This is a genomic window from Nonomuraea sp. NPDC049709 (genome assembly GCF_040674815.1).
Taxonomy (GTDB): Bacteria; Actinomycetota; Actinomycetes; order Streptosporangiales; family Streptosporangiaceae; genus Nonomuraea.
In genome coordinates, this window is record NZ_JBFANM010000127.1 from 2,723 (window position 1) to 21,976 (window position 19,254).

General features: G+C 69.5%; 18 protein-coding genes and 2 tRNA genes. 12 read left to right on the top strand and 8 right to left on the bottom strand.

Going from position 1 to position 19,254, the window contains the following annotated elements:
- Positions 1 to 186: 186 nt before the first annotated feature.
- Both AB0J69_RS57685 and AB0J69_RS57690 read right to left on the bottom strand, forming a co-directional pair.
- Positions 187 to 1,539, bottom strand: a complete 1,353-nt coding sequence (locus AB0J69_RS57685; protein WP_364137072.1) for an AarF/ABC1/UbiB kinase family protein — start codon at positions 1,537 to 1,539, stop codon at positions 187 to 189.
- Positions 1,540 to 1,601: 62 nt separating this feature from the next.
- Positions 1,602 to 3,059: a ThiF family adenylyltransferase gene (locus tag AB0J69_RS57690; protein ID WP_364137074.1), complete on the bottom strand. Its 1,458-nt coding sequence runs from the start codon at positions 3,057 to 3,059 to the stop codon at positions 1,602 to 1,604.
- 244 nt (positions 3,060 to 3,303) lie between these two features.
- Between AB0J69_RS57690 and AB0J69_RS57695 the strand changes: the two genes are divergently transcribed.
- The 3 genes from AB0J69_RS57695 (at position 3,304) to AB0J69_RS57705 (ending at position 5,250) form a co-directional block, all read left to right on the top strand.
- Positions 3,304 to 4,086, top strand: a complete 783-nt coding sequence (locus tag AB0J69_RS57695) for an enoyl-CoA hydratase-related protein (RefSeq protein WP_364137076.1) — start codon at positions 3,304 to 3,306, stop codon at positions 4,084 to 4,086.
- Positions 4,087 to 4,153: 67 nt separating this feature from the next.
- Complete coding sequence (locus AB0J69_RS57700) at positions 4,154 to 4,669, top strand: M48 family metallopeptidase (RefSeq protein WP_364137078.1); 516 nt, start codon at positions 4,154 to 4,156, stop codon at positions 4,667 to 4,669.
- Positions 4,666 to 5,250 carry a hypothetical protein gene (locus AB0J69_RS57705; RefSeq protein WP_364137080.1) on the top strand — a complete coding sequence of 195 codons (585 nt, stop codon included), beginning with the start codon at positions 4,666 to 4,668 and terminating at the stop codon, positions 5,248 to 5,250. Before AB0J69_RS57700 ends, AB0J69_RS57705 begins: the two co-directional genes overlap by 4 nt.
- On the opposite strand, the gene AB0J69_RS57710 is transcribed toward AB0J69_RS57705, so the two are convergent.
- The 3 genes from AB0J69_RS57710 to AB0J69_RS57720 are packed head-to-tail and all read right to left on the bottom strand — an operon-like array spanning position 5,237 to position 8,061.
- Complete coding sequence (locus tag AB0J69_RS57710) at positions 5,237 to 6,223, bottom strand: endonuclease/exonuclease/phosphatase family protein (RefSeq protein WP_364137082.1); 987 nt, start codon at positions 6,221 to 6,223, stop codon at positions 5,237 to 5,239. The two genes, AB0J69_RS57705 and AB0J69_RS57710, sit on opposite strands and share 14 nt — an antisense overlap.
- Before the next feature lie 33 nt (positions 6,224 to 6,256).
- Positions 6,257 to 6,817: an NUDIX domain-containing protein gene (locus AB0J69_RS57715; RefSeq protein WP_364137084.1), complete on the bottom strand. Its 561-nt coding sequence runs from the start codon at positions 6,815 to 6,817 to the stop codon at positions 6,257 to 6,259.
- Positions 6,814 to 8,061, bottom strand: a complete 1,248-nt coding sequence (locus tag AB0J69_RS57720; protein WP_364137103.1) for a zinc-dependent metalloprotease — start codon at positions 8,059 to 8,061, stop codon at positions 6,814 to 6,816. The genes AB0J69_RS57715 and AB0J69_RS57720 overlap by 4 nt, the downstream gene beginning before the upstream one ends.
- Positions 8,062 to 8,191: 130 nt before the next feature.
- On the opposite strand from AB0J69_RS57720, the gene AB0J69_RS57725 reads away from it, so the two are divergent.
- The 9 genes from AB0J69_RS57725 to AB0J69_RS57765 all read left to right on the top strand — a co-directional run bounded on the left by AB0J69_RS57725 (position 8,192) and on the right by AB0J69_RS57765 (position 17,932).
- The gene (locus AB0J69_RS57725; RefSeq protein WP_364137105.1) at positions 8,192 to 9,265 is read left to right on the top strand and encodes an NAD-dependent epimerase/dehydratase family protein; all 1,074 of its coding nucleotides are present in this window, start codon (positions 8,192 to 8,194) and stop codon (positions 9,263 to 9,265) included.
- Between the two features lie 16 nt (positions 9,266 to 9,281).
- The gene (locus AB0J69_RS57730; RefSeq protein ID WP_364137085.1) at positions 9,282 to 9,707 is read left to right on the top strand and encodes a molybdenum cofactor biosynthesis protein MoaE; all 426 of its coding nucleotides are present in this window, start codon (positions 9,282 to 9,284) and stop codon (positions 9,705 to 9,707) included.
- 10 nt (positions 9,708 to 9,717) lie between these two features.
- On the top strand, positions 9,718 to 10,764 hold the full coding sequence (locus AB0J69_RS57735) for a PDZ domain-containing protein (protein WP_364137087.1): 1,047 nt from the start codon (positions 9,718 to 9,720) through the stop codon (positions 10,762 to 10,764).
- A gap of 129 nt (positions 10,765 to 10,893) precedes the next feature.
- The gene (locus AB0J69_RS57740; RefSeq protein ID WP_364137089.1) at positions 10,894 to 13,851 is read left to right on the top strand and encodes a UPF0182 family protein; all 2,958 of its coding nucleotides are present in this window, start codon (positions 10,894 to 10,896) and stop codon (positions 13,849 to 13,851) included.
- A gap of 57 nt (positions 13,852 to 13,908) precedes the next feature.
- A tRNA-Met gene (locus tag AB0J69_RS57745) sits at positions 13,909 to 13,985 on the top strand.
- A 106-nt stretch (positions 13,986 to 14,091) separates the two neighbouring features.
- Positions 14,092 to 14,168, top strand: a tRNA-Met gene (locus AB0J69_RS57750).
- A gap of 114 nt (positions 14,169 to 14,282) precedes the next feature.
- Positions 14,283 to 14,750 (top strand): group II truncated hemoglobin, encoded by a 468-nt coding sequence (locus AB0J69_RS57755; RefSeq protein WP_364137091.1) that lies wholly within the window; start codon positions 14,283 to 14,285, stop codon positions 14,748 to 14,750.
- 9 nt (positions 14,751 to 14,759) lie between these two features.
- Positions 14,760 to 17,255 (top strand): DUF4118 domain-containing protein, encoded by a 2,496-nt coding sequence (locus tag AB0J69_RS57760; RefSeq protein WP_364137093.1) that lies wholly within the window; start codon positions 14,760 to 14,762, stop codon positions 17,253 to 17,255.
- Complete coding sequence (locus AB0J69_RS57765; RefSeq protein WP_364137095.1) at positions 17,252 to 17,932, top strand: response regulator; 681 nt, start codon at positions 17,252 to 17,254, stop codon at positions 17,930 to 17,932. Before AB0J69_RS57760 ends, AB0J69_RS57765 begins: the two co-directional genes overlap by 4 nt.
- Here AB0J69_RS57765 and AB0J69_RS57770 read toward each other — a convergent pair.
- The 3 genes from AB0J69_RS57770 to AB0J69_RS57780 all read right to left on the bottom strand — a co-directional run bounded on the left by AB0J69_RS57770 (position 17,902) and on the right by AB0J69_RS57780 (position 18,837).
- On the bottom strand, positions 17,902 to 18,141 hold the full coding sequence (locus AB0J69_RS57770; protein ID WP_364137097.1) for a hypothetical protein: 240 nt from the start codon (positions 18,139 to 18,141) through the stop codon (positions 17,902 to 17,904). The genes AB0J69_RS57765 and AB0J69_RS57770 overlap by 31 nt on opposite strands.
- Positions 18,142 to 18,147: 6 nt before the next feature.
- Positions 18,148 to 18,279 (bottom strand): hypothetical protein, encoded by a 132-nt coding sequence (locus AB0J69_RS57775; protein ID WP_364137099.1) that lies wholly within the window; start codon positions 18,277 to 18,279, stop codon positions 18,148 to 18,150.
- Positions 18,280 to 18,438: 159 nt separating this feature from the next.
- On the bottom strand, positions 18,439 to 18,837 hold the full coding sequence (locus tag AB0J69_RS57780) for a hypothetical protein (protein WP_364137101.1): 399 nt from the start codon (positions 18,835 to 18,837) through the stop codon (positions 18,439 to 18,441).
- Positions 18,838 to 19,254 lie beyond the last annotated feature (417 nt).

Consider the following 19,254-nt stretch of genomic DNA (forward strand, 5'->3'; position numbering starts at 1 on the left):
AACCCCGGACCGGCGGAACCCCGGACCGGCGGAACCCGCGGACCGGCGAAACCCCGCACCGGCGAAACCCGGACTGGCGGAACCGCTGGGAGGCGTTCGCGACCTGTGGGCTGCCTGCACGTCGCGAGGACGGAAACGACCGGGGCGAGGACGGAAGGACCGGGGCCAGGACGGGTGTGGGTGTGCTTAGCCGATGGCCAGGGGTTCGTCGTTGGGGTCGTGGTCGGAGTCGGGGTCGTCGGCGAAGCCGGGCACCCAGCGGATCACCTCGTCCCGGAACCGGGCCGTGGTGCCGAGCTGGCAGAGCACGCCGATGCCCGCCGCATGGACCCGGTGGATGAGGACGTACGACGTCGGCAGGTTGAGCTGGCGGATCACGTTGGTCGGCCGGAGGTCCGTGACGCTGGCCGCCTGCGCCTGCAGCCACTCCCGGCTGAACGTGAACTCCTCCACCGCAGTCGGCTCCACGTACGGCGCGAGGAAGGCGCGCAGGGCGTCGGGATCGATCTCGATGCCCTCGCGGATGAAGCCCTCCTGCCGCAGGCCGGCCGTGACGGTTTCCATGTCGCCCTGGATGAAGATGCGCGTCAGCTGGCCGAACGCCTTGGGGTAGCCGTCCGGGAGCCGGTTGACCGCGCCGAAGTCGAGGACGCCGAGCTTGCCGTTGGCCAGCATGCGGAAGTTGCCCGGATGGGGGTCGGCGTGCAGCATCCCGACGCGGGCGGGGGAGCAGAACAGGAAGCGGACGAAAAGCAGGCCGGCCCGATCGCGTTGCTCCTGGGTGCCCTCGGAGATGATGCGCGACAGCGGTGTGCCGTCCATCCACTCGCTGACCAGCACCATCTCGTTCGCCGCCACCACGTCCGGCACGTGGAAGTCGGGGTCGTCGTCGAACTCCAGGGCGAAGGCGTGCTGAGCCTCGGCCTCCCGCAGGTAGTCGAGCTCCTCGGCGACCCGCTCGCGCAGCTCGCTCAGCACGGCCTTCATGTCGAGACCGGGCAGCAGCACGCCGAACAGCTTGCCCAGGCGCGCGAGCTGCGCGAAGTCGCCGAGCAGGGCCTTGCCCGCCCCCGGGTACTGGATCTTGACGGCCACCTCCCTGCCGTCATGCCACACGGCCCTGTGCACCTGGCCGATCGAGGCGGCCGCCGTCGGCTGGTCGTCGAACGACAGGAAGTGCTCCCGCCAGTCGTCACCCAGCTGCTCCGTCAGCACCTTGTGGACCGTGGACACGGGAAGCGGTGGCGCCGCGTCCTGCAGCTTGGTCAGCGTGGCGCGATAGGGCCCGACGATCTCCTGTGGCAGCGCCGCCTCGAAGATCGACAGCGCCTGGCCCAGCTTCATCGCGCCGCCCTTGAGCTCCCCGAGCACTTTGAAGATCTGCTCGGCGGTGCGCTGCTGCACTTCCTGGGCGACGATTTCCGCCGGCTTGCCGCCGATACGTTTGCCCAACCCGAGGGCGGCGCGGCCCGCGAAGCCGAGTGGAAGGGCTGCCAGCTTGGCCGAACGCGTGACAGCACGGCGCGGAAGATCGCTCACACTGATGCGCGGAACCTCGGCGAGATACCGCTTCCCCCCTTCGTGGTCGTCCTCTGAGCACGTCAGTTGCGGTTGGGTGCCGTGACCATTCTTAGCGAATATGGATTGTTTCGCATACAACGACATTGCGGGTGGGCCCGCCACGACCGCCTTTTCCAGCGCCAATCAGGGGTTACGTCGATTGTGCCGTTGGTCACAGCGGACTCCCTGCCGTCGAGATGAGCAAGCGCATGGCCGACCGCCCCGGCCGCGACGGCGGTCGCGAGGGCCACGTCACACGCGATCTCGCCGGGCGGGTAGCCGCCCAACCGGGCGGTGACGATCGGCCAGTCGGGGTCCCGGTCGCGCCGCGTCAGGTCGAGGCAGTGCAGGCACGCCGTGTGCCCGGGCAGGACCAGCGGGCCGACCGTCCCATGACCCTCGAAGGCGGACACCAGGAGGTGGGGGATGCGCAAGGAGTTGAGGTCGTTGATCAGCACCCCGTCGAGAGGGGTGACCGGCGCCAGGATGACGAGGTCGGGCCGGTCGGTCTTGTCCGCGAGGTACGGCCCACCGGCCAGCGCGTTCACCGTGGGTCTGAACGATTCGAAGGATCTCCCGGGCTGTCCGGTGCCGTCGCTCGCCCACTCGGTGGGAGGCACGGCGGGCCTCACGGCTTGGGGTGGTGAGCCGGCTGCCTTCCGGGAGTCACGTCCCTTCTCCCGTTCCCGTGGCCTCCTCGAACCGTGGTCGTCGTCGGCACCGCGCTTCCCTGTGGTGCCGGCTGGGGATCTGGCGCCCCCTCCAGTCGTGCCGGCAGCGGGGGCGGCTTGGCCGGGTGAGGTGGTGGCACCAGTACGGCGACCTGGTCCGGCGGCTCCACGAGTGGGGCCTGGTGCGAGGGGTTCGGCGGGGGCGGTGTTGAGCTCGTCGGGTTCAGCGGACGCCGGGCCGCCTGAGGTGAGCCTTCTGATGACCGCGACCGCCCCCGCCTCGCGGGGCATGCCGACCTCCGCCCACGTGAGGCCCCCGGGCGTGATGTCCGCCGGACGGGCCTTGCCCGGATCGATCACCCGGATGTTGCCCACCCCGGCGGCCGCGAGCAGGGCGACGACCTGCGCGCCGACCCGGCCCGCCCCGTAGACGCGAACCCGCGACGCCCGCCGGCGCTCGAACAGGGTGATCATGCCGTCCGGCGCGGTGGAGCCGAGGTCGAGGGCGTCGAGCTCTGGTTTGAGGCGGTCCCTCTCCGCCAGCGGGAGGTCGCGGAGAGGTCCGGGGCCTGCCGCGGCGTCGTGGAGGGCGCCCTGTGCGGTGAGCTGGTCGAGCAAGGATCGGGCACGGTCCTCGTCGAGGCCGGCGCGGGCCGCGTCGCGCAGGACGGACTCCAGGTCGCGGGTGCCGTCGAGGCCCTCGATCCACTGGAGGACGGGTTTGGTGAAGCCGCTCAGCATGACTGCTCGGAGGGGGTGCACGCCGTATTGCATGGCGTGCTCGTCGCGGACGATATGCCGGAGGGTGGGCTTCACACGTGGCCTCATGGCGGGAAAGGTTTCCACGCCTGAACAAGATCCCGAGAGGGTTCCGCTGCAGCTGTGGATAACTGCGGGCGGGGCGACTCAGCCTGTGGATGAGCGGGGGCTCAGTGGAAGCGGTCCAGCCGGCTCACCAAGGCGGTGAGGTCAAGGCGGTGAGGTCCAGCCGGCTCACCAAGGCGATGGGGAAGGGCTCAGGAAGGTGGTCGCGGGAGATCGAACGTGCGGCGGGCGGGTTACGCTTCCCCGCATGAACGAGCTCTTGGTTGATCGCAAGGACGACGGAGTCGTAGTCATCACCCTCAACCGTCCCGACATGCGCAACGCCATGACCGACACCATGACGGCCCAGTGGCGCGAGACCATGTCCGAGCTGGCCGCCGACCGGGAGGCCCGCTGTCTCGTCGTCACGGGTGCCGGGACGGCGTTCTCGTCCGGCGGTGACCTGTCGTGGATCGGGGAGCGGGGTGCCGAGGCCGTGCCGCGGCTGCGTGACCGCATGCTGGCCTTCTACCGCACCTGGTTGATGATCACTGAGCTCGAGATCCCCACGATCGCCGCCGTCAACGGCCCGGCCGTGGGGGCGGGTCTGTGCGTGGCGCTGGCCTGCGACCTCGTGTACGCCGCCGACGACGCCAAGCTGCTGGCCCCGTTCACGTCGCTGGGGCTGCACCCGGGCATGGCGGCCACGTACCTGATCCCCAGGAGGGCCGGCGCGGGCGTGGCGCGGGAGATGTTGCTGACCGGTCGCAGCATGTCCGGGACGGAAGCGGCAGATAAAGGGCTAGTAAATCAATCTTTCCCGAAAAATGACCTAATGTCGGAAGTTCAGGGCATCGCGGCGAAGATCGCACAGAACGCTCCGATTGCTACCAGGCTCACCAAAGTGGCCCTGAACCACGACCATCAGGACATGGAAGCCGCCCTGAGGTGGGAATCCTTGGCCCAGCCCGTGACCATGGCCTCCGCGGACATGATCGAGGGCCTGGCCGCCCATCGGGAAAGGCGCATGCCCAAATTCACCGGCTCTTAATCATCTGACCAGCAGAAACAACGTCCACCCTCTGTGGAATTTCGCCAGTCTCGGCTACCGTGCATATGTGCCCCCCGAGACAGTCGAGGTTCGTCGCAGTTCTCGTCGCCGGCGTACGGTCTCCGCCTACCGCGACGGCGACAAGACGATCGTGCTCCTGCCCGCCTGGCTGAGCGGCGAAGACGCGGATGAATGGGTGAGCCGGATGCTGGATCGGCTGGCCGCGAAGGAAAAACGGCGAAGGCCGACCGACGAGATCCTGCTGGAGCGGGCCAAGGAGCTGTCCGCGAAATACCTGGACGGCGAGCCCGACCCCGTGAGCGTGCGCTGGGTCGACAACCAGCAGCACCGCTGGGGCTCGTGCACCCCGGAGACCGGCACGATCCGGATCTCCACCAGGCTCAAGGGCCTGCCCGAGTGGGTCATCAACTATGTGATCATCCACGAGCTGGTGCACCTGCTGGTGCCCAGCCACGGGCCCAAGTTCTGGGCGCTGGTAGAACAGTATCCCAAGGCGGAGCGGGCCCGCGGGTTCCTCGAGGGGTTCTCCGCCGCGGCCCACACGGCACCGGAGGAGTGTTGACCCGCATCGCCGCGGTCCTGGTCAGACAGCACATGGCGCAGGCAGCGCCGCCGGGCGTCGATCCCAGGGAGTTCTTGGAGGCGGTGGCGGAGGACACCTACGAGATGGTCGCGGGCCTCGAGCTCGTCACCCCGGTGCTGATCACCAGCGTCCCCGGCCTGGACGACATCGTCTGGCCCGGCACCGAAGTGATCACCATCCCCGAGGGCGAGCCGCTGAGGGCCACGCTCGGACGCCTCCAGGCCGACCAGGCCGCCCTGATCAACGCCGACGCCCCCGACCTGCCGCCCCTGCTGGTCGGCAAGCTGTTCAGGGAGCTGGGCCGGGCCGAGATCGCGATCTGCCCGGCGGAGAACGGCGGAGCCGTGGCCATGGCCTGCGCGCTGCCCCCGCCGGCCTGGGCGGAACCCGATCTGGACGCGTACGACGTGGTCAAAGACCTGCGCGCCCAGGCCCCCGGCCCGCGCAAGGTCGCCACCACCCCCGGCTGGCACCGCCTGCGCACGCGCGAGGACGTCGAACGCCTGGACCCCGGCCTCGAAGGCTGGGACAACACCAGGGCCCTGATCAGGGCACGGTGAGCTCGGCCAGCACGGCCCGATGGTCGGTGCCCGGCACGTCGCGCACGCTGACCTCCCGCACCCCTACCCGCTGATCCACCAGCACGTGGTCGATCGTGATGATCGGCGGCACCCGCTTGTTCGCCGGCCAGGTCGGGATCAGCCCGGCCCCCACCTGGTCGGCCGCGTCCTTGTAGCCCCGGGACAGCAGTCCGCGCATGGCGGCGTGGTCGAGCGAGGCGTTGAAGTCGCCCGCGATGATCCGCACCCGGTCGGCGGAGGCGGAGGGAAAGGCCGCCAGCGCCTGGTTCCACTCGCTGACCTGCGGGCCCAGCGGCGGGAACGGGTGCGCGTCGATGAACTCGATCGGCCGGCCCCCGGGCAGCGAGATCAGCGCCGCGGGCATCTGGTGCCCGACCGGTGGCATCAGGTCCCACAGCGCCTCGACCGGGTGCTTGGAGTAGATCCCGCTCCCGCCCGCGCTCCACTCGTCCTGGAGCACGCGATGCGGCATGAGCTCCTTGAGCCCGGCCGTGTCGAGGTCGGAGACCGCTCCGGGGGTCAGCTCCTGGGTGCTCAGCACGTCGGGGTCGAACTCGCGGACCAGCTGCATGATCGTCGCTATGTCGGCCCGGCCGAACAACATGTTGATCGTCATGACCTTGAGCGGCCTGCCGCCCGTGCCATCCGCGGTGCCCAGCGCCCTGGGCAGCACGCTGAAGCCGAGCGCCGTCGTCGCGAGCAGCGCGACGGCGGTCGCGGCGCGTTTGCGGCCGACGGCGGCGATCAGGAGGGGGACCAGCGAGCCCGCCGCGGCGTAGGGGGTGGCGGTCATGAGCTGCGTGGGCAGCGAACCTCGCTCCAGCCCGGCCACCCTGGCCACCGCCCAGGCCGCGAACGGGGTCACGGCCACCCAGGTCAACGCCGTTCCGGGGAACTTCCGGCGCCTGCGTACGGGTGTCACGATCGTGCCGCCGACCGCCGAAGTCTCCACACAAGCCCCCCATTTGGAACGACCCAATGGACTCTAGCCAAGCACGCGTGAACCCGAGCTGAGCGCGGCCTGTCCGCGTGCGGCCAACCGCCGCGTCGCCTCGTCGGACAGCTCTGGGATCTCGTCCACGGGAAACCAGCGCAGGTCGAGTGACTCGTCGCTCATCACGGCCTCGGCACCGGGAGGCGCCACCGCCGCGTATTCGACGTCGAGATGCCAGCTCTGCGGCGGATGGCACCAGACGGCGTGCTTGTCGACCGCGAGCGGCCCGGGCAGCAGCTCAAGCCCGGTAATCCCCGACTCCTCCCACGCCTCTCGCAGCGCCGCCGCTGCGAGGGACGTGTCGGAAATTTCACAGTGACCCCCCATGGGCAGCCACATCTTGGCCTTCGGGTGCAGCGTGAGCAGCACCTTGGCGCCGTCGTGCGACAGCACCGCGGTCGTCGCTGTCAGGTGCCCGGGAACGCACTCGCGCAGCATCGCGTCGTCATGCGTCCTCAGGTGGTCGAGGAACTCCGTGCGCAGCGCCTCTTCCTCGGCGGTCGGCGCGGTCCACGAGGACAGCACCGCCACCGCGTCGGCGTGCAGGCTCAACTCTTGCCGCCCTCGCCCTCGCCGTCGCCCTCGTCATTGGGCTCGTCATTGGGCTCGTCCTTGGGCTTGGTGTCGAGCTGGGAGATGTCCCAGGCCGCCTCGCCGCGTACGAACGCCTCGGGGTCGTCGAGATCGTCGGCCGTCGGCATGAGATCGGGGTGGCCCCACAGCGCGTCGCGCCCCTCGAGGCCGCGCTCGCTCTCCAGCGCCCGCCACAGCGCCCCGGCCTCGCGCAGCCGCCTGGGCCGCAGCTCCAGCCCCACCAGCGTCCCGAACGTCAGCTCGGCCGGCCCGCCGGTCGCCCGCCGCCTGCGTACGGTCTCCGCCAGCGCCACGGCGGAGGGCAGCTTGCCCTCGGCGGCCTGGTCGACCACCGTGGCCACCCAGCCCTCGACCAGCGCGAGCATCGTCTCCAGCCGCGCCAGCGCGGCCTTCTGCCGCTCGGTCTCCTCGGGCTTGAGCAGGTTGCCCCCGCTCAGCGCCTCCTGGATGGCCTCGGGGTTGTTGATGTCGAGCCCGCGGATCTGCTCCTCGAGCGCCGAGGTGTCGACCGTGATGCCCTTGGCGTATTCCTCGACCGCCCCCAGCAGGTGCGAGCGCAGCCACGGAACGTGCTGGAACAGCCGGTGGTGCGCGCCCTCGCGCAGCGCCAGATAGAGCCTGATCTCGTCGGCCGGGATCTCCAGCCCCTCGCTGAAGGAGGAGATGCCGCCGGGCAGCAGCGCGGCCGTGTCGGACAGGGGCAGGCCGATGTCGGTGGTGCCGACCACCTCGCGGGCCAGCGAGCCGAGCGCCTGCCCGATCTGCTGGCCGACCATCATGCCGCCCATCTGCTTCAGCATGCCCATCAGCGGCCCGGCCATCTGCTGGGCCTCCGGGGGCAGCCCGGAGCCGCCTAGAGCGCCGCCCATGGTCTCGACCATGCGCTCGGCGATCGGCTCGCAGAGCTTGCGCCAGATCGGGATCGTGTTCTCGATCCACTCGGACCGGCTCCAGGCCTGCGGGTTCGACACGCCGCTGGGCAGCGTCGTCGCCTCGTTCAGCCACAGGTCGGCCAGGCTCAGCGCCTCGACGATCTGGCGGCGCTCGCCTTCCATGACACTCGGGTCGCCCTGGGCGACCACGGCGTGCCGGGCGATGTTCTTCGCCATGTCCCAGTTGACAGGGCCCGAACCCTGGGGCGCCGACAGCATGTCGGCGAACTGGCGCATCGCCTGAGCCATCTGCTCAGGGTTGCCGAACATGGCGAACGGGTTCTCGTTGGGGTCGTTTTCGCGACCTGGCAGGTCAGTCACCGCTCTACCTCGTGCAGGATGGAGGAGTCCACATCCGCCACGTTAGTCGTCCTACGGCGGATCAGTGCAAAGTGAGGACCTGGTGCCTACCTCGAAACGCCCGCGCCAACCCGTCGTCGCCGTAACGGGCGCGGCCTCCGGCCTAGGCCGCGAAGTGCTCGCAAGGTTCGTATCCTCCGCGGATTTCCGCAGAGTGGTGGCCATCGACGACGAGCGCGGCGACGTCCAGGAAGCCACGTGGAGGGTGATCGACGTACGGGATCCGCTCTTGGCGAACCGGATCTCCGACATAGATGTCCTGGTCCATCTGGCCGGTGACTACGCCGTCGACTCCGACCCCGGCGAGCGGCGGGCGTACAACCTGCGCGCCGCCCAGACGGTGCTGACGGCCAGCGCCGCGGCGCGCGTGCGCCGGGTGGTGCTGGTCACGAGCGCGATGGTGTACGGCGCCGCGCCCGACAACGAGGTGCCGCTGCCGGAGGACGCCCCCGTGGCGGCCGAGCCCGACACCGGCGTGGTGGGCGACTTCCTGGAGATCGAGTCCCTCGTACGCAGGTCGCTGCGCAGCCATCCGGGCCTGGAGGTGACCGTCCTGCGCCCGGCCGCGGTCGTCGGCCCGGGCGTCGACACGGTGATCACCCGGCACTTCGAGTCGCCCCGGCTGCTGACCGTCAAGGGCTGCAGCCCTCACTGGCAGTTCTGCCACATCGACGACCTGGTCTCGGCGCTCGAACTGGCCGCGCGCGGCGTGGTCACCGGCGTGGTGGCGGTCGGCTGCGCCGGCTGGCTGGAGCAGGAGCAGGTCGAGGAGCTGTCCGGCATCCGCAGCCTCGAACTGCCGGCGGGGCTCACGTTCGGCACGGCCCAGCGCCTGCACCGCCTCGGCATCACCCCGGCCCCCGCGACCGATCTGCACTACGTCGTCTACCCGTGGGTGGTCGACTGCGCGGCGCTGCGCGAGGCCGGCTGGAAGCCGTCGTGGACGAACGAGGCCGCGTTCGAGCAACTCCTCGAGCTGCGCGAGAAGAGGACGACCGTGGTCGGCCGGCGCCTGCCGGTCAAGGAGGCCACGCTCACCGCCGCCGGGGCCACCGTGGCCGTCATCGGCACCGCCGCGATCGTTCGCCAGGTGCGTAAGAAGCGCCGCTCGTAAAGGTTAGGCTTTTTCCGTGGACGTCATCCGCTTGCTCGGCATACGCGACACCCCGCTCTCCGTCGACGAGGTGCTGGCCGCCGTGGGAGACCACGCCGCCGGCGGCACCACGTTCTTCGTGGGCACCGTGCGGGAGCAGGATCACGGCAAGCCGGTGACCCGGCTCTCCTACTCGGCGCACCCGTCGGCCGAGGCCGAGCTGCGGCAGGTCGCGGAGAAGGTGGCGGCCGACTTCCCCGTGACGGCGCTGGCAGCCGTGCACCGCGTGGGCGATCTGGAGCTGGGCGACGCGGCCGTGATCGTGGCCGTCGCCGCGCCGCACAGGGGCGAGGCGTTCGAGGCCGCGCGCCGGCTGATCGACGACCTCAAGGCGCAGGTCCCCATCTGGAAACATCAGGTGTTCGCCGACGGCGAGACCGAGTGGGTCGGCGCCGGCGAATAGGCTCATCGACATGTCACGACGCGCCCTGACCCTGCTGCTCGCGGGATTCCTGGTCCTCGCGCTCGGGCTGACTGGCGCGTTCAGGCCGGTCCCGTACGTCGTGCTGAGCCCCGGCCCGACGGAGAACACCATCGGCGAGGTCGACAAGAAGCCCGTGATCTCGATCAAGGGCAGGCAGACCTACCCGACCACCGGCGCGCTGAGCCTGGTCACGGTGGCCTACCAGGGTGGCCCCGCCGCCAACATCGACCTGCTGACGGCCCTGCGCGGCTGGCTCGACCCCACCGTGGCCGTGGTCCCCCAGGAGACCATCTTCGCGCCCGACCGCACCCAGAAGGAGGTCGAGGAGGAGAACACGGTCGAGATGACCAGCTCCCAAGACTCGGCCACCGCCGCCGCGCTCACCGAGCTCAAGATCACCTTCCGCGCGTTCGTGCAGGTGGCGTCGACGGAGAAGGGCATGCCCGCCGACGGCAAGCTGCAGAAGGGCGACGAGATCAACTCGGTCGACGGCAAGGCGGCCAAAGACGTCACCGTCGTGGCCAACACGGTCAAGACGCACAAGCCTGGCGAGAGCGTCGCCTTCAACGTCACGCGGGGCAAGGAGAAGGTCGACATCACCGTGCCGACCGTGGCCGGTCCCGAGGGGCAGACCCTGGTGGGCGTGAAGATGCAGACCGGCTACGAGTTCCCGTTCGACGTCGACATCAACGTGGGCGACGTCGGCGGGCCCAGCGCCGGGCTGATGTTCTCGCTCGGCATCCTCGACAAGCTCACGCCCGGCGAGCTGACCGGTGGCAAGAAGATCGCCGGCACCGGCACCATCAACCCGGGCGGCGAGGTCGGCGCGATCGGCGGGATCGCGCAGAAGATGGTCGGCGCCAAGGATTCCGGCGCCACGATCTTCCTGACCCCCGCCGGCAACTGCGCCGAGGCCACCAAGGCCGTCCCTGACGGCCTGCGGCTGGTCAGGGCGGACACGCTGCACGACGCCGTGCAGGCGCTCGACGCGCTGCGCACGGGCAAGGGTAACGTGCCCGCATGCGAGGCCGGATGAAACTTCTGGCCATCGCCGTGCGTTAGTCGTAGGGCTGGCACCGCGGTGTAGGTTGCCAGACACGGACCGTTTCTTCATTACGACGAGGGGTTGGCCTTGAGCTTCCGGACCCCAGGAGCCGGCAGGGCAATGCGCTTGCCCCGCCGACCGCGACTGCTTCTGCCTGTGGCGATCGCCCTTGTGGCGATTGTTGCGCTGTTCTTCCTTTTTTCCGGTATCTATACCGACTATTTGTGGTTCGACTCGACCGGCTTCACCTCGGTCTTCAGCGGTGTGGTGCTGACCCAGATCGTGCTGTTCCTGGTCGGAGCGGTGCTGATGGTCGGCATCGCGGGCGGCAACATGCTGCTGGCCTTCCGGACCCGGCCGATGTTCGGGCCCGCGATGTTCGGCGGGGGTAGCGGCGCCGACCGCTACCGCATGGCGCTCGATCCCCACCGAAAGCTGATCTTCATCGTCGGCATGGGATTGCTCGCCCTCTTCTCCGGCTCCTCGTTCTCGGGGCAGTGGAAGACGTGGCTGCAGTTCATCAACGGCGCGTCGTTCGGCAAGCAGGACCAGTTGTTCGGGATGGACATCTCGTTCTTCATGTTCGACTACCCGTTCATCCGGATGGTGCTGAACTTCCTGTTCACCGCCGTGATCATCTCGATCGTGCTGGCGGCGATCACGCACTATCTCTACGGCGGGTTCCGCCTGCAGTCGCCCGGCGTGCACGCCTCCAGGGCGGCCCGGATCCACCTGTCGGCGCTGCTGGGCGTCTTCGTGCTGCTCAAGGCCGTCGCCTACTGGATCGACCGCTTCGGGCTGGTCTTCTCCGACCGGGGCTTCGTCCACGGCGCCTCCTATACAGACGTCAACGCCGTGCTGCCGGCCAAGACCATCCTCGCGATCATCGCGCTGATCTGCGCCGCGCTCTTCTTTGCCGGCGTGGTGCGCCCCGGCGGCATGCTGCCCGGGGTCTCCTTCGGCCTCCTCGTGCTCTCGGCCATCCTGATCGGCGGCGTCTACCCGGCGCTGGTCGAGCAGTTCCAGGTCAAGCCCAACCAGCAGGGCAAGGAGGCCGCCTACATCCAGCGCAACATCGCGGCCACGCGGGAGGCGTACAACGTCGACAAGACCGAGGTCGAGACCTACAACGCGCAGGCCGACCCGACCAAGGTCCAGGCCAACGGCGACACCTCGGTCTCCGGCGTACGCCTGCTCGACCCGGCCCTGGTGTCCTCGACGTACGAGCAGACGCAGCGCATCAGGGGCTTCTACAGCTTCGCCGACTCGCTCGACGTCGACCGCTATCCCGACAGCACCGGCAAGCTGATCGACCACGTCGTCGGCGTCCGCGAGCTGACCAGCCCGCCCGAGGGCCAGAACAACTGGATCAACCGGGCCCTGGTCTACACCCACGGCTACGGCTTCGTCGCCGCGCCCGGCAACCAGGTCGACTCCAGCGGCCTGCCCGCCTACGACGCCAAGGACATGCCGGTCATCGGCCCGCTGGTGAACAGCACCAAGCTCAAGGAGTCGCGCGTCTACTACGGCGAGGAGCCGGCCTCCGCCGAATACGTCATCGCGGGCGGCAACCCGAACAACCCGCAGGAGCTCGACTACCCGGAGACGGGCGGCACGGGTCAGAAGAACACGACCTACATCGGCCAGGGTGGCGTGCCCGTCGGCTCGTTCGTCAACCGGCTGCTCTACGCCGCCAAGTACGGCGAGGCCAACATCGTCCTCTCCGGCGACGTCAACGACAAGTCCAAGATCCTCTACGTCCGCAACCCGCGGGACAGGGTCCAGAAGGTCGCGCCGTTCCTCACGCTCGACGGCAACCCCTACCCGGCGATCATCGACGGGCGCATCCAGTGGATCGTCGACGGGTACACGACCTCCAACGACTACCCGTACTCGCAGAGCGAGAGCCTCGGCGACATGACGCGCGACACGACGACCGACCGCCGCGTGATCGCCCAGCAGCCGAGCGACAAGATCAACTACATGCGCAACTCGGTCAAGGCCACGGTCGACGCCTACGACGGCACGGTCAAGCTCTACGCCTGGGACAACAACGACCCGGTGCTCAAGACCTGGAGCAACGCCTTCCCCGGCGTCGTACGCCCGGCCACGGAGATGAGCGCCGAGCTGCGCCAGCACGTGCGCTACCCGGAAGACCTGTTCAAGGTGCAGCGCTACACCCTGTCGCGCTACCACATCACCGACCCGGCCGCCTTCTACAGCGGCCAGGACTTCTGGAACGTCCCGGGCGACCCGACCCAGGGCGACAAGAACATCAAGCAGCCGCCCTACTACCTCACCACCACGATGCCGGGCGGCTCGCCGGCGTTCTCGCTGACCACGACCTTCGTGCCGAGGCAGGGGCCCAACCTGGCGGCGTTCATGGCGGTCGACTCGTCGGGCGGCTCCGACTACGGGCGCATGCGCATCCTGCGGATGCCGTCCAGCACGCCGATCCCCGGTCCCGGCCAGGCGCAAAACTCCTTCCAGAGCCGGTTCGCGGGTGAGCTCAACCTGCTCGGCGTGGGTGCCTCGTCGGTCCGTTACGGCAACCTCCTGACGCTCCCGTACGCGGGCGGCCTGGTCTACATCGAACCGGTGTACATCCAGGTGGCCGCGGGCGGCGGGCAGGAGCCGTACCCGATCCTGCAGCGGGTCCTGGTGTCGTTCGGCAGCAAGATCGGTGTGGCGCGCACCCTGGAGGAGGCGCTCCAGGAGGTCTTCGGCGGTGAGCAACAGCAACAACAGCAACAGCCGAGTGACCAGCAACAGGCCCAGCCCAACACGGCCACCTCGGCCTTGAACACGGCGATCGCCAACGCCAAGAAGGCCTATTCGGACGCGCAGAAGGCCCTGCAGGCCAGCCCGCCCGACTGGGACGCCTACGGCGACGCCCAGAAGCGACTGGAGGAGGCGCTGCAGGCGCTGGAGGGGGCGAACGCGCAGCAGCCGCAGCCGTCGCCCACAGCCTCGCCGACGGCCTCCCCATCGGCCTCGCCGCCAGCGTCACCGAGCGCCTCGCCGACGGCCTCACCGACGGCGTCGCCGACGGGATCGCCCACAGGAAACACGTCTTAGCCCATTCAGTTTGCGCCCACCCCGCGTCACCGATAGCCTTAAGGAGCACGACAACGACGCGGGGTGGAGCAGTTCGGTAGCTCGCTGGGCTCATAACCCAGAGGTCGCAGGTTCAAATCCTGCCCCCGCTACCAGCTCGGAGACCCGGGTTCCGGAAACGGAAACCCGGGTTTCTGTGTGAGTGGAGGGTTGCGGTCAAAGCACTCCTCCGGGCCTGTATAGTAAGTACTAACACACCGACGCGGGGTGGAGCAGTTCGGTAGCTCGCTGGGCTCATAACCCAGAGGTCGCAGGTTCAAATCCTGTCCCCGCTACCAAATGAAATCCCCGGTCGCCGGATCATTCGGCGGCCGGGGATTTTTCTTTTCCCCGGCACCGGAACGCCCGCGCGAGGGGTTGTCCGCCGCACAGGGCAGTGATTACATGATTACATGACCGACAAGGCAGCGCCGACACTCTACGAGTGGGCGGGCGGCACCGCGGCTTTCGAGCGGCTGACCGAGATCTTCTACCGCAGCGTCGTCAAGGACGACCTGATCGGGCCGTTGTTCGCGCACATGGACCCGGACCACCCGAAACACGTGGCGATGTGGCTGAGCGAGGTCTTCGGCGGCCCCGACCGCTACACCAGCGAACGCGGCGGCTACCCGAACATGCTCCGCCACCACCTCGGCAAGGCGATCACCGAGCCGCAGCGCCGCCGGTGGGTGAACCTGCTCATGGACGCGGCCGACGAGGCCGGGCTGCCCGACGACCCCGAGTTCAGGGCCGCGTTCGCCGGCTACATCGAATGGGGCACCAGGCTGGCCAGACACAACTCCCAGCCGGGCGCGACGCCACCGCCGCAGGCCCCGGTGCCGCACTGGGGCTGGGGGGTCGCGCCGCCGTACCAGCCTTAACCTGGAGGAATGGGAGGCAGGCCCAGAGGGCGGCTACGCGTCTACCTGGGAGCGGCGCCCGGGGTGGGGAAGACGTACGCCATGCTCAGCGAGGCGCGCCGCGCCCGCGAGCGCGGCAAGGACGTGGTCGTGGGCTTCGTCGAGACCCACGGCCGCGCCCGCACCGCCCGCCTGCTCGACGGGCTGGAGATCCTGCCGCGGCAGACGATGACGTACAAGGGCGCGACGTTCACCGAGCTCGACCCCGCCGCCGTCATCGAACGCGCGCCCACGCTCGCCCTGATCGACGAGCTCGCCCACACCAATGTCCCCGGCTCCCGCAACGCCAAGCGCTGGCAGGACGTCGAGGAGATCCTCGACGCCGGGATCGACGTGGTCTCCACCGTCAACATCCAGCACCTCGAATCGCTGAACGACGTCGTCGAGCGGATCACGGGGGTGACGCAGCGGGAGACCGTGCCGGACGAGGTGGTGCGGCGGGCCGACCAGATCGAGTTGGTGGACATGTCGCCCGAGGCGCTGCGCCGGCGGCTGGCGCACGGCAACGTCTACCTGCCCGAGCGGGTGGACGCCGCGCTCGCCAACTACTTCCGCGTCGGTAACCTGACCGCCTTGCGGGAGCTGGCCCTGCTCTGGGTGGCGGACAAGGTGGACGAGCAACTCGGGCGCTACCGTACGGACCACTCGATCGCGGGCACCTGGGAGGCTCGCGAGCGTGTGGTGGTCGCCCTCACGGGAGGGCCGGAGGGGGACACGCTCGTACGGCGGGCCGCGCGCGTCGCGGCCAGGGGCAAGGGCGCGGACCTGCTGGCCGTGCACGTCACGAGCGCCGACGGGCTGATCGCCGGCGGCGACCCCGCGCACCTGGCGCGCCAGCGAGCCCTGGTCGAGGACCTGGGCGGGACGTACCACCAGGTGGTCGGCGACGACGTGCCACGGGCGCTGCTCGAGTTCGCCCGTGGCGTGAACGCCACCCAGCTCGTGCTCGGGGCGTCGAGAAGGAAGCGGCTGCTCACGCGGGGCGTGGGCGTCACGACGACGGCGCTGTCCGGGTCGATCGACGTGCACATGGTCCCGCACGAGGCGACCGGGGCGGGCCGCTACCGGCCGAGGTCGAGGGCCGTGCTGACCCGCGGGCGGCGGCTGTCCGGATGGGCGCTGGTGCTGCTCGGGATGCCGCTGCTCACGGCCGGGCTCCGCGCGATGGACCTGTCGCTGCCCAGCGAGATCCTGCTCTTCCTGCTGCTCGTCGTGGGTGTCGCCCTGACCGGCGGCATGTGGTCGGCGCTGACGGGGGCGGTGCTCGGGTTCGGGCTGCTCAATTGGTTCTTCACGCCGCCGCTGCACACGTGGACGATCGCCGGACCGGAGAACGTGCTCGCGCTGGCCATCTTCGTCCTCGTGGCGGCCATGGTCAGCACGGTCGTGGACCTGGCGGCCAGGCGCAGCAGGGACGCGGCGCGCTCGCGTGCCGACGCCGAGGTGCTGTCCACGCTGGCGGGTCACGTGCTGCGGGGTGAGGGGGCGCTGCCGTCGTTGCTGGCGCGGATGCGGGAGACGTTCGGGTTGAGCGCGGTGACCTTGCTGGAACGGGATGAGGAGCCCGGCGAATGGCGCGTCGTGGCCACCTCCGGCGGGCTGCCCGCCACGAGCCCCGGCACGGCCGACACCGACGTCGCGATCGACGACCGGCTCGTGCTCGCCGCGCGCGGGCGGCTGCTGGACGCGAGCGACCGGCGGGTGCTGGAGGCGTTCGCGGCGCAGGCGGCGGTCGCGCTGCGCCAGCAGCGGCTGCGGGAGGCCGCCGACCGCGCCGGGCCGCTGGCCGAGGCCGACAGGATGCGTACGGCACTGCTCGCGGCCGTGGGGCACGACCTCCGTACGCCGCTCGCCGCCGCCAAGGCCGCGGTCGAGAGCCTGCGCGCCACGGACGTCACCTGGTCGGACGAGGATCGCGCCGAGCTGCTCGCCACCGCCGACGAGTCGTTGATCAGGCTGAACCGGCTCGTCTCGAATCTGCTCGACATGAGCCGCCTCCAGGCCGGAGCACTCGGCGTGCGGCTCGAACCGGTGGCGATCGAGGACGTCCTGCCGCATGCCGTGGACGACCTCGGCCCCGTGCGCGACCGTCTCGTGAGCGACATCCCGCCGGAGCTGCCGGAGCTCCAGGCCGACCCCGCGCTGCTCGAACGGGTCCTCGTCAACCTGATGGCCAACGCCGTCCGCTACAGCCGGGACGGCGAGCCCGTGCTCGTCAGCGCGAGCTGGCACGGCGAGTACGTGGAGATCCGGGTCGTCGACAGGGGCCCCGGCATTCCGGCGGATGCGCATGAAAGGGTGTTCCTGCCGTTCCAGCGGCTCGGTGATCGCCACAACCACGCGGGGGTGGGGCTCGGCCTGGCGCTCTCCCGCGGCCTCACCGAGGCGATGGGCGGCACGCTGGTCCCTGAGGACACGCCCGGAGGAGGACTGACCATGACGATCTCGCTGCGGCGGGCCACGTGACGCGCGTGCTCGTGGTGGACGACGAGCCGCAGATCCTGCGGGCCCTGCGCGTCAACCTGGCGGCCAGGCAGTACGAGGTCGAGGTCGCGCCCGACGGCGGCACGGCGTTGCGCCTGGCCGCCGACTGGCATCCCGACCTGGTCATCCTCGACCTCGGCCTGCCCGATCTCGACGGCGTGGAGGTCATCCAGGGCCTGCGCGGCTGGACGTCGATCCCGATCATCGTCCTGTCCGGGCGCGCCGACAGCACCGACAAGGTGGACGCCCTCGACGCCGGCGCCGACGACTACGTGACCAAGCCGTTCAGCATCGACGAGCTGCTCGCGCGGGTGCGCGCGGTGACCCGCCGCACGGGGCAGCAGGACGGGGAGAACGCGACGGTGCAGGTGGGCGACCACGTCGTCGATCTCGCCGACAAGACGATCTCGGGAGGGGTACGCCTGACGCCGACGGAGTGGCACTTCCTGGAGATCCTGCTGCGCAACCCCGGCAAGCTGATCAGCCAGCGCCAGCTGCTGACCGAGGTCTGGGGCAGCTCCTACCTGAAGGAGACGCACTATCTGCGCCAGTACATGGCTCAGCTGCGGCGCAAGCTCGAACGCGATCCCGCGCATCCGGTGCACCTGCTGACCGAGCCGGGGATGGGCTACCGGTTCCAGCCGTCCTCGTCGACGTAGGGTCCGGGGTCTTCGAACGGGTTCACGTAGGTGTCGGACTCGCGTGGGTCCTCTTCACGTACCCATCGGGAGATCCCCCGTGAGACCTCGTCGTCGATCTCGGCGATCCGGTGCCGGTAGGGGAGCCTGTCCTGGTACATGTCCACGAGCGAAATCTGTGGATCGTCACCCATGTCGCGGCTGATGCGATAGATGTTGTCTTCTTCCATGGCTCTTCACGCCTTGCTGACCATCCGGACCGCTCGCTGAACGGCCCAGCCCAGCAGCAGGAGCCCGAAGACGACTTGCACGATGCGCATCCAGAGGGATGACCCCTGATCGGCATAAATCACGATGCCGACCCACATCAGGCCAAATATCCCAACCAAGACGACTGCCGCCCAGTTCAGCCCCCGCTGCCACATATGCGAAGTCTTACAGGCGGTCCGCCAAGGGCGGGTATGTCGGAAGTCGGCATCGCGTCAGCGGGCGGCAACGACGCCTTGCCCGGCTGCTTGCGCGGGGGGCTATCGGGGAAGGGTGCGGCCGGTTCCGACGCAGCGGCGCACGCGCATGCGGCGCGGGCGCTGCGGGACCGGCTCCTCCAGACAGGCCAGCAGCGCGGCCGCCGTACGGGCGTCGGACAGGATGCGCTGCACGGCCTCCCCGTCCTCCGGCAGCTGGCCGCGCTCGCCCAGCTCATGCTTGATGAACGCCAAGGGATCGGGCGCATCCACAGTTTCGGCCGCCACCGTCGCCCGCGCCGCCGTCAGCAGGCGCAGGTAGTGAGTGCGCAGGACGGCCTCGCGCATGCGGGCGTGCTCCAAGTCGTCGATCAGAGTCCTGGCGACTCGCAGCAGATCTCCGGCGTGCGTCGCCTCATCGGCGAGGAACGCGCGGATGTCGTCGAACTCCGACCGGGTCATTGCGGCCACCTCCGAGAGCGCAGTCTGCTCGTAGGTACTTCGTATCTGGGGACGATTGCGGATGACTTGCCGACCGCTTGACCCCGGGTGTCGTCCAGGAGGTCGATGGGAGAGGTTTGAGGGTCCGGTGGTGAGGGAAGAACTTCCTGATTACCTGAGTAGGCCTGAGTGGGTGCGTCAGGCTGCTAGAGTTGCTTCCCGCAGGGCGATCGAGGGGGCTCCCAGAGCCTCGAAGATGCCCGGCAAATCCCACTACCTTCAGGGTCATCCTTGGATGGTTTCGCATCTGTTCGGATGGGCTGGTAAGTTAGAGGGGTTGTCCCCGAAAGGGGGCGCGGCTTAATTCCTGCAGGTCGAGCGGGTCCGGTCAATTTGACAGGGACTTGAACGGCTGAAAGAATTAAGACACAACGAACG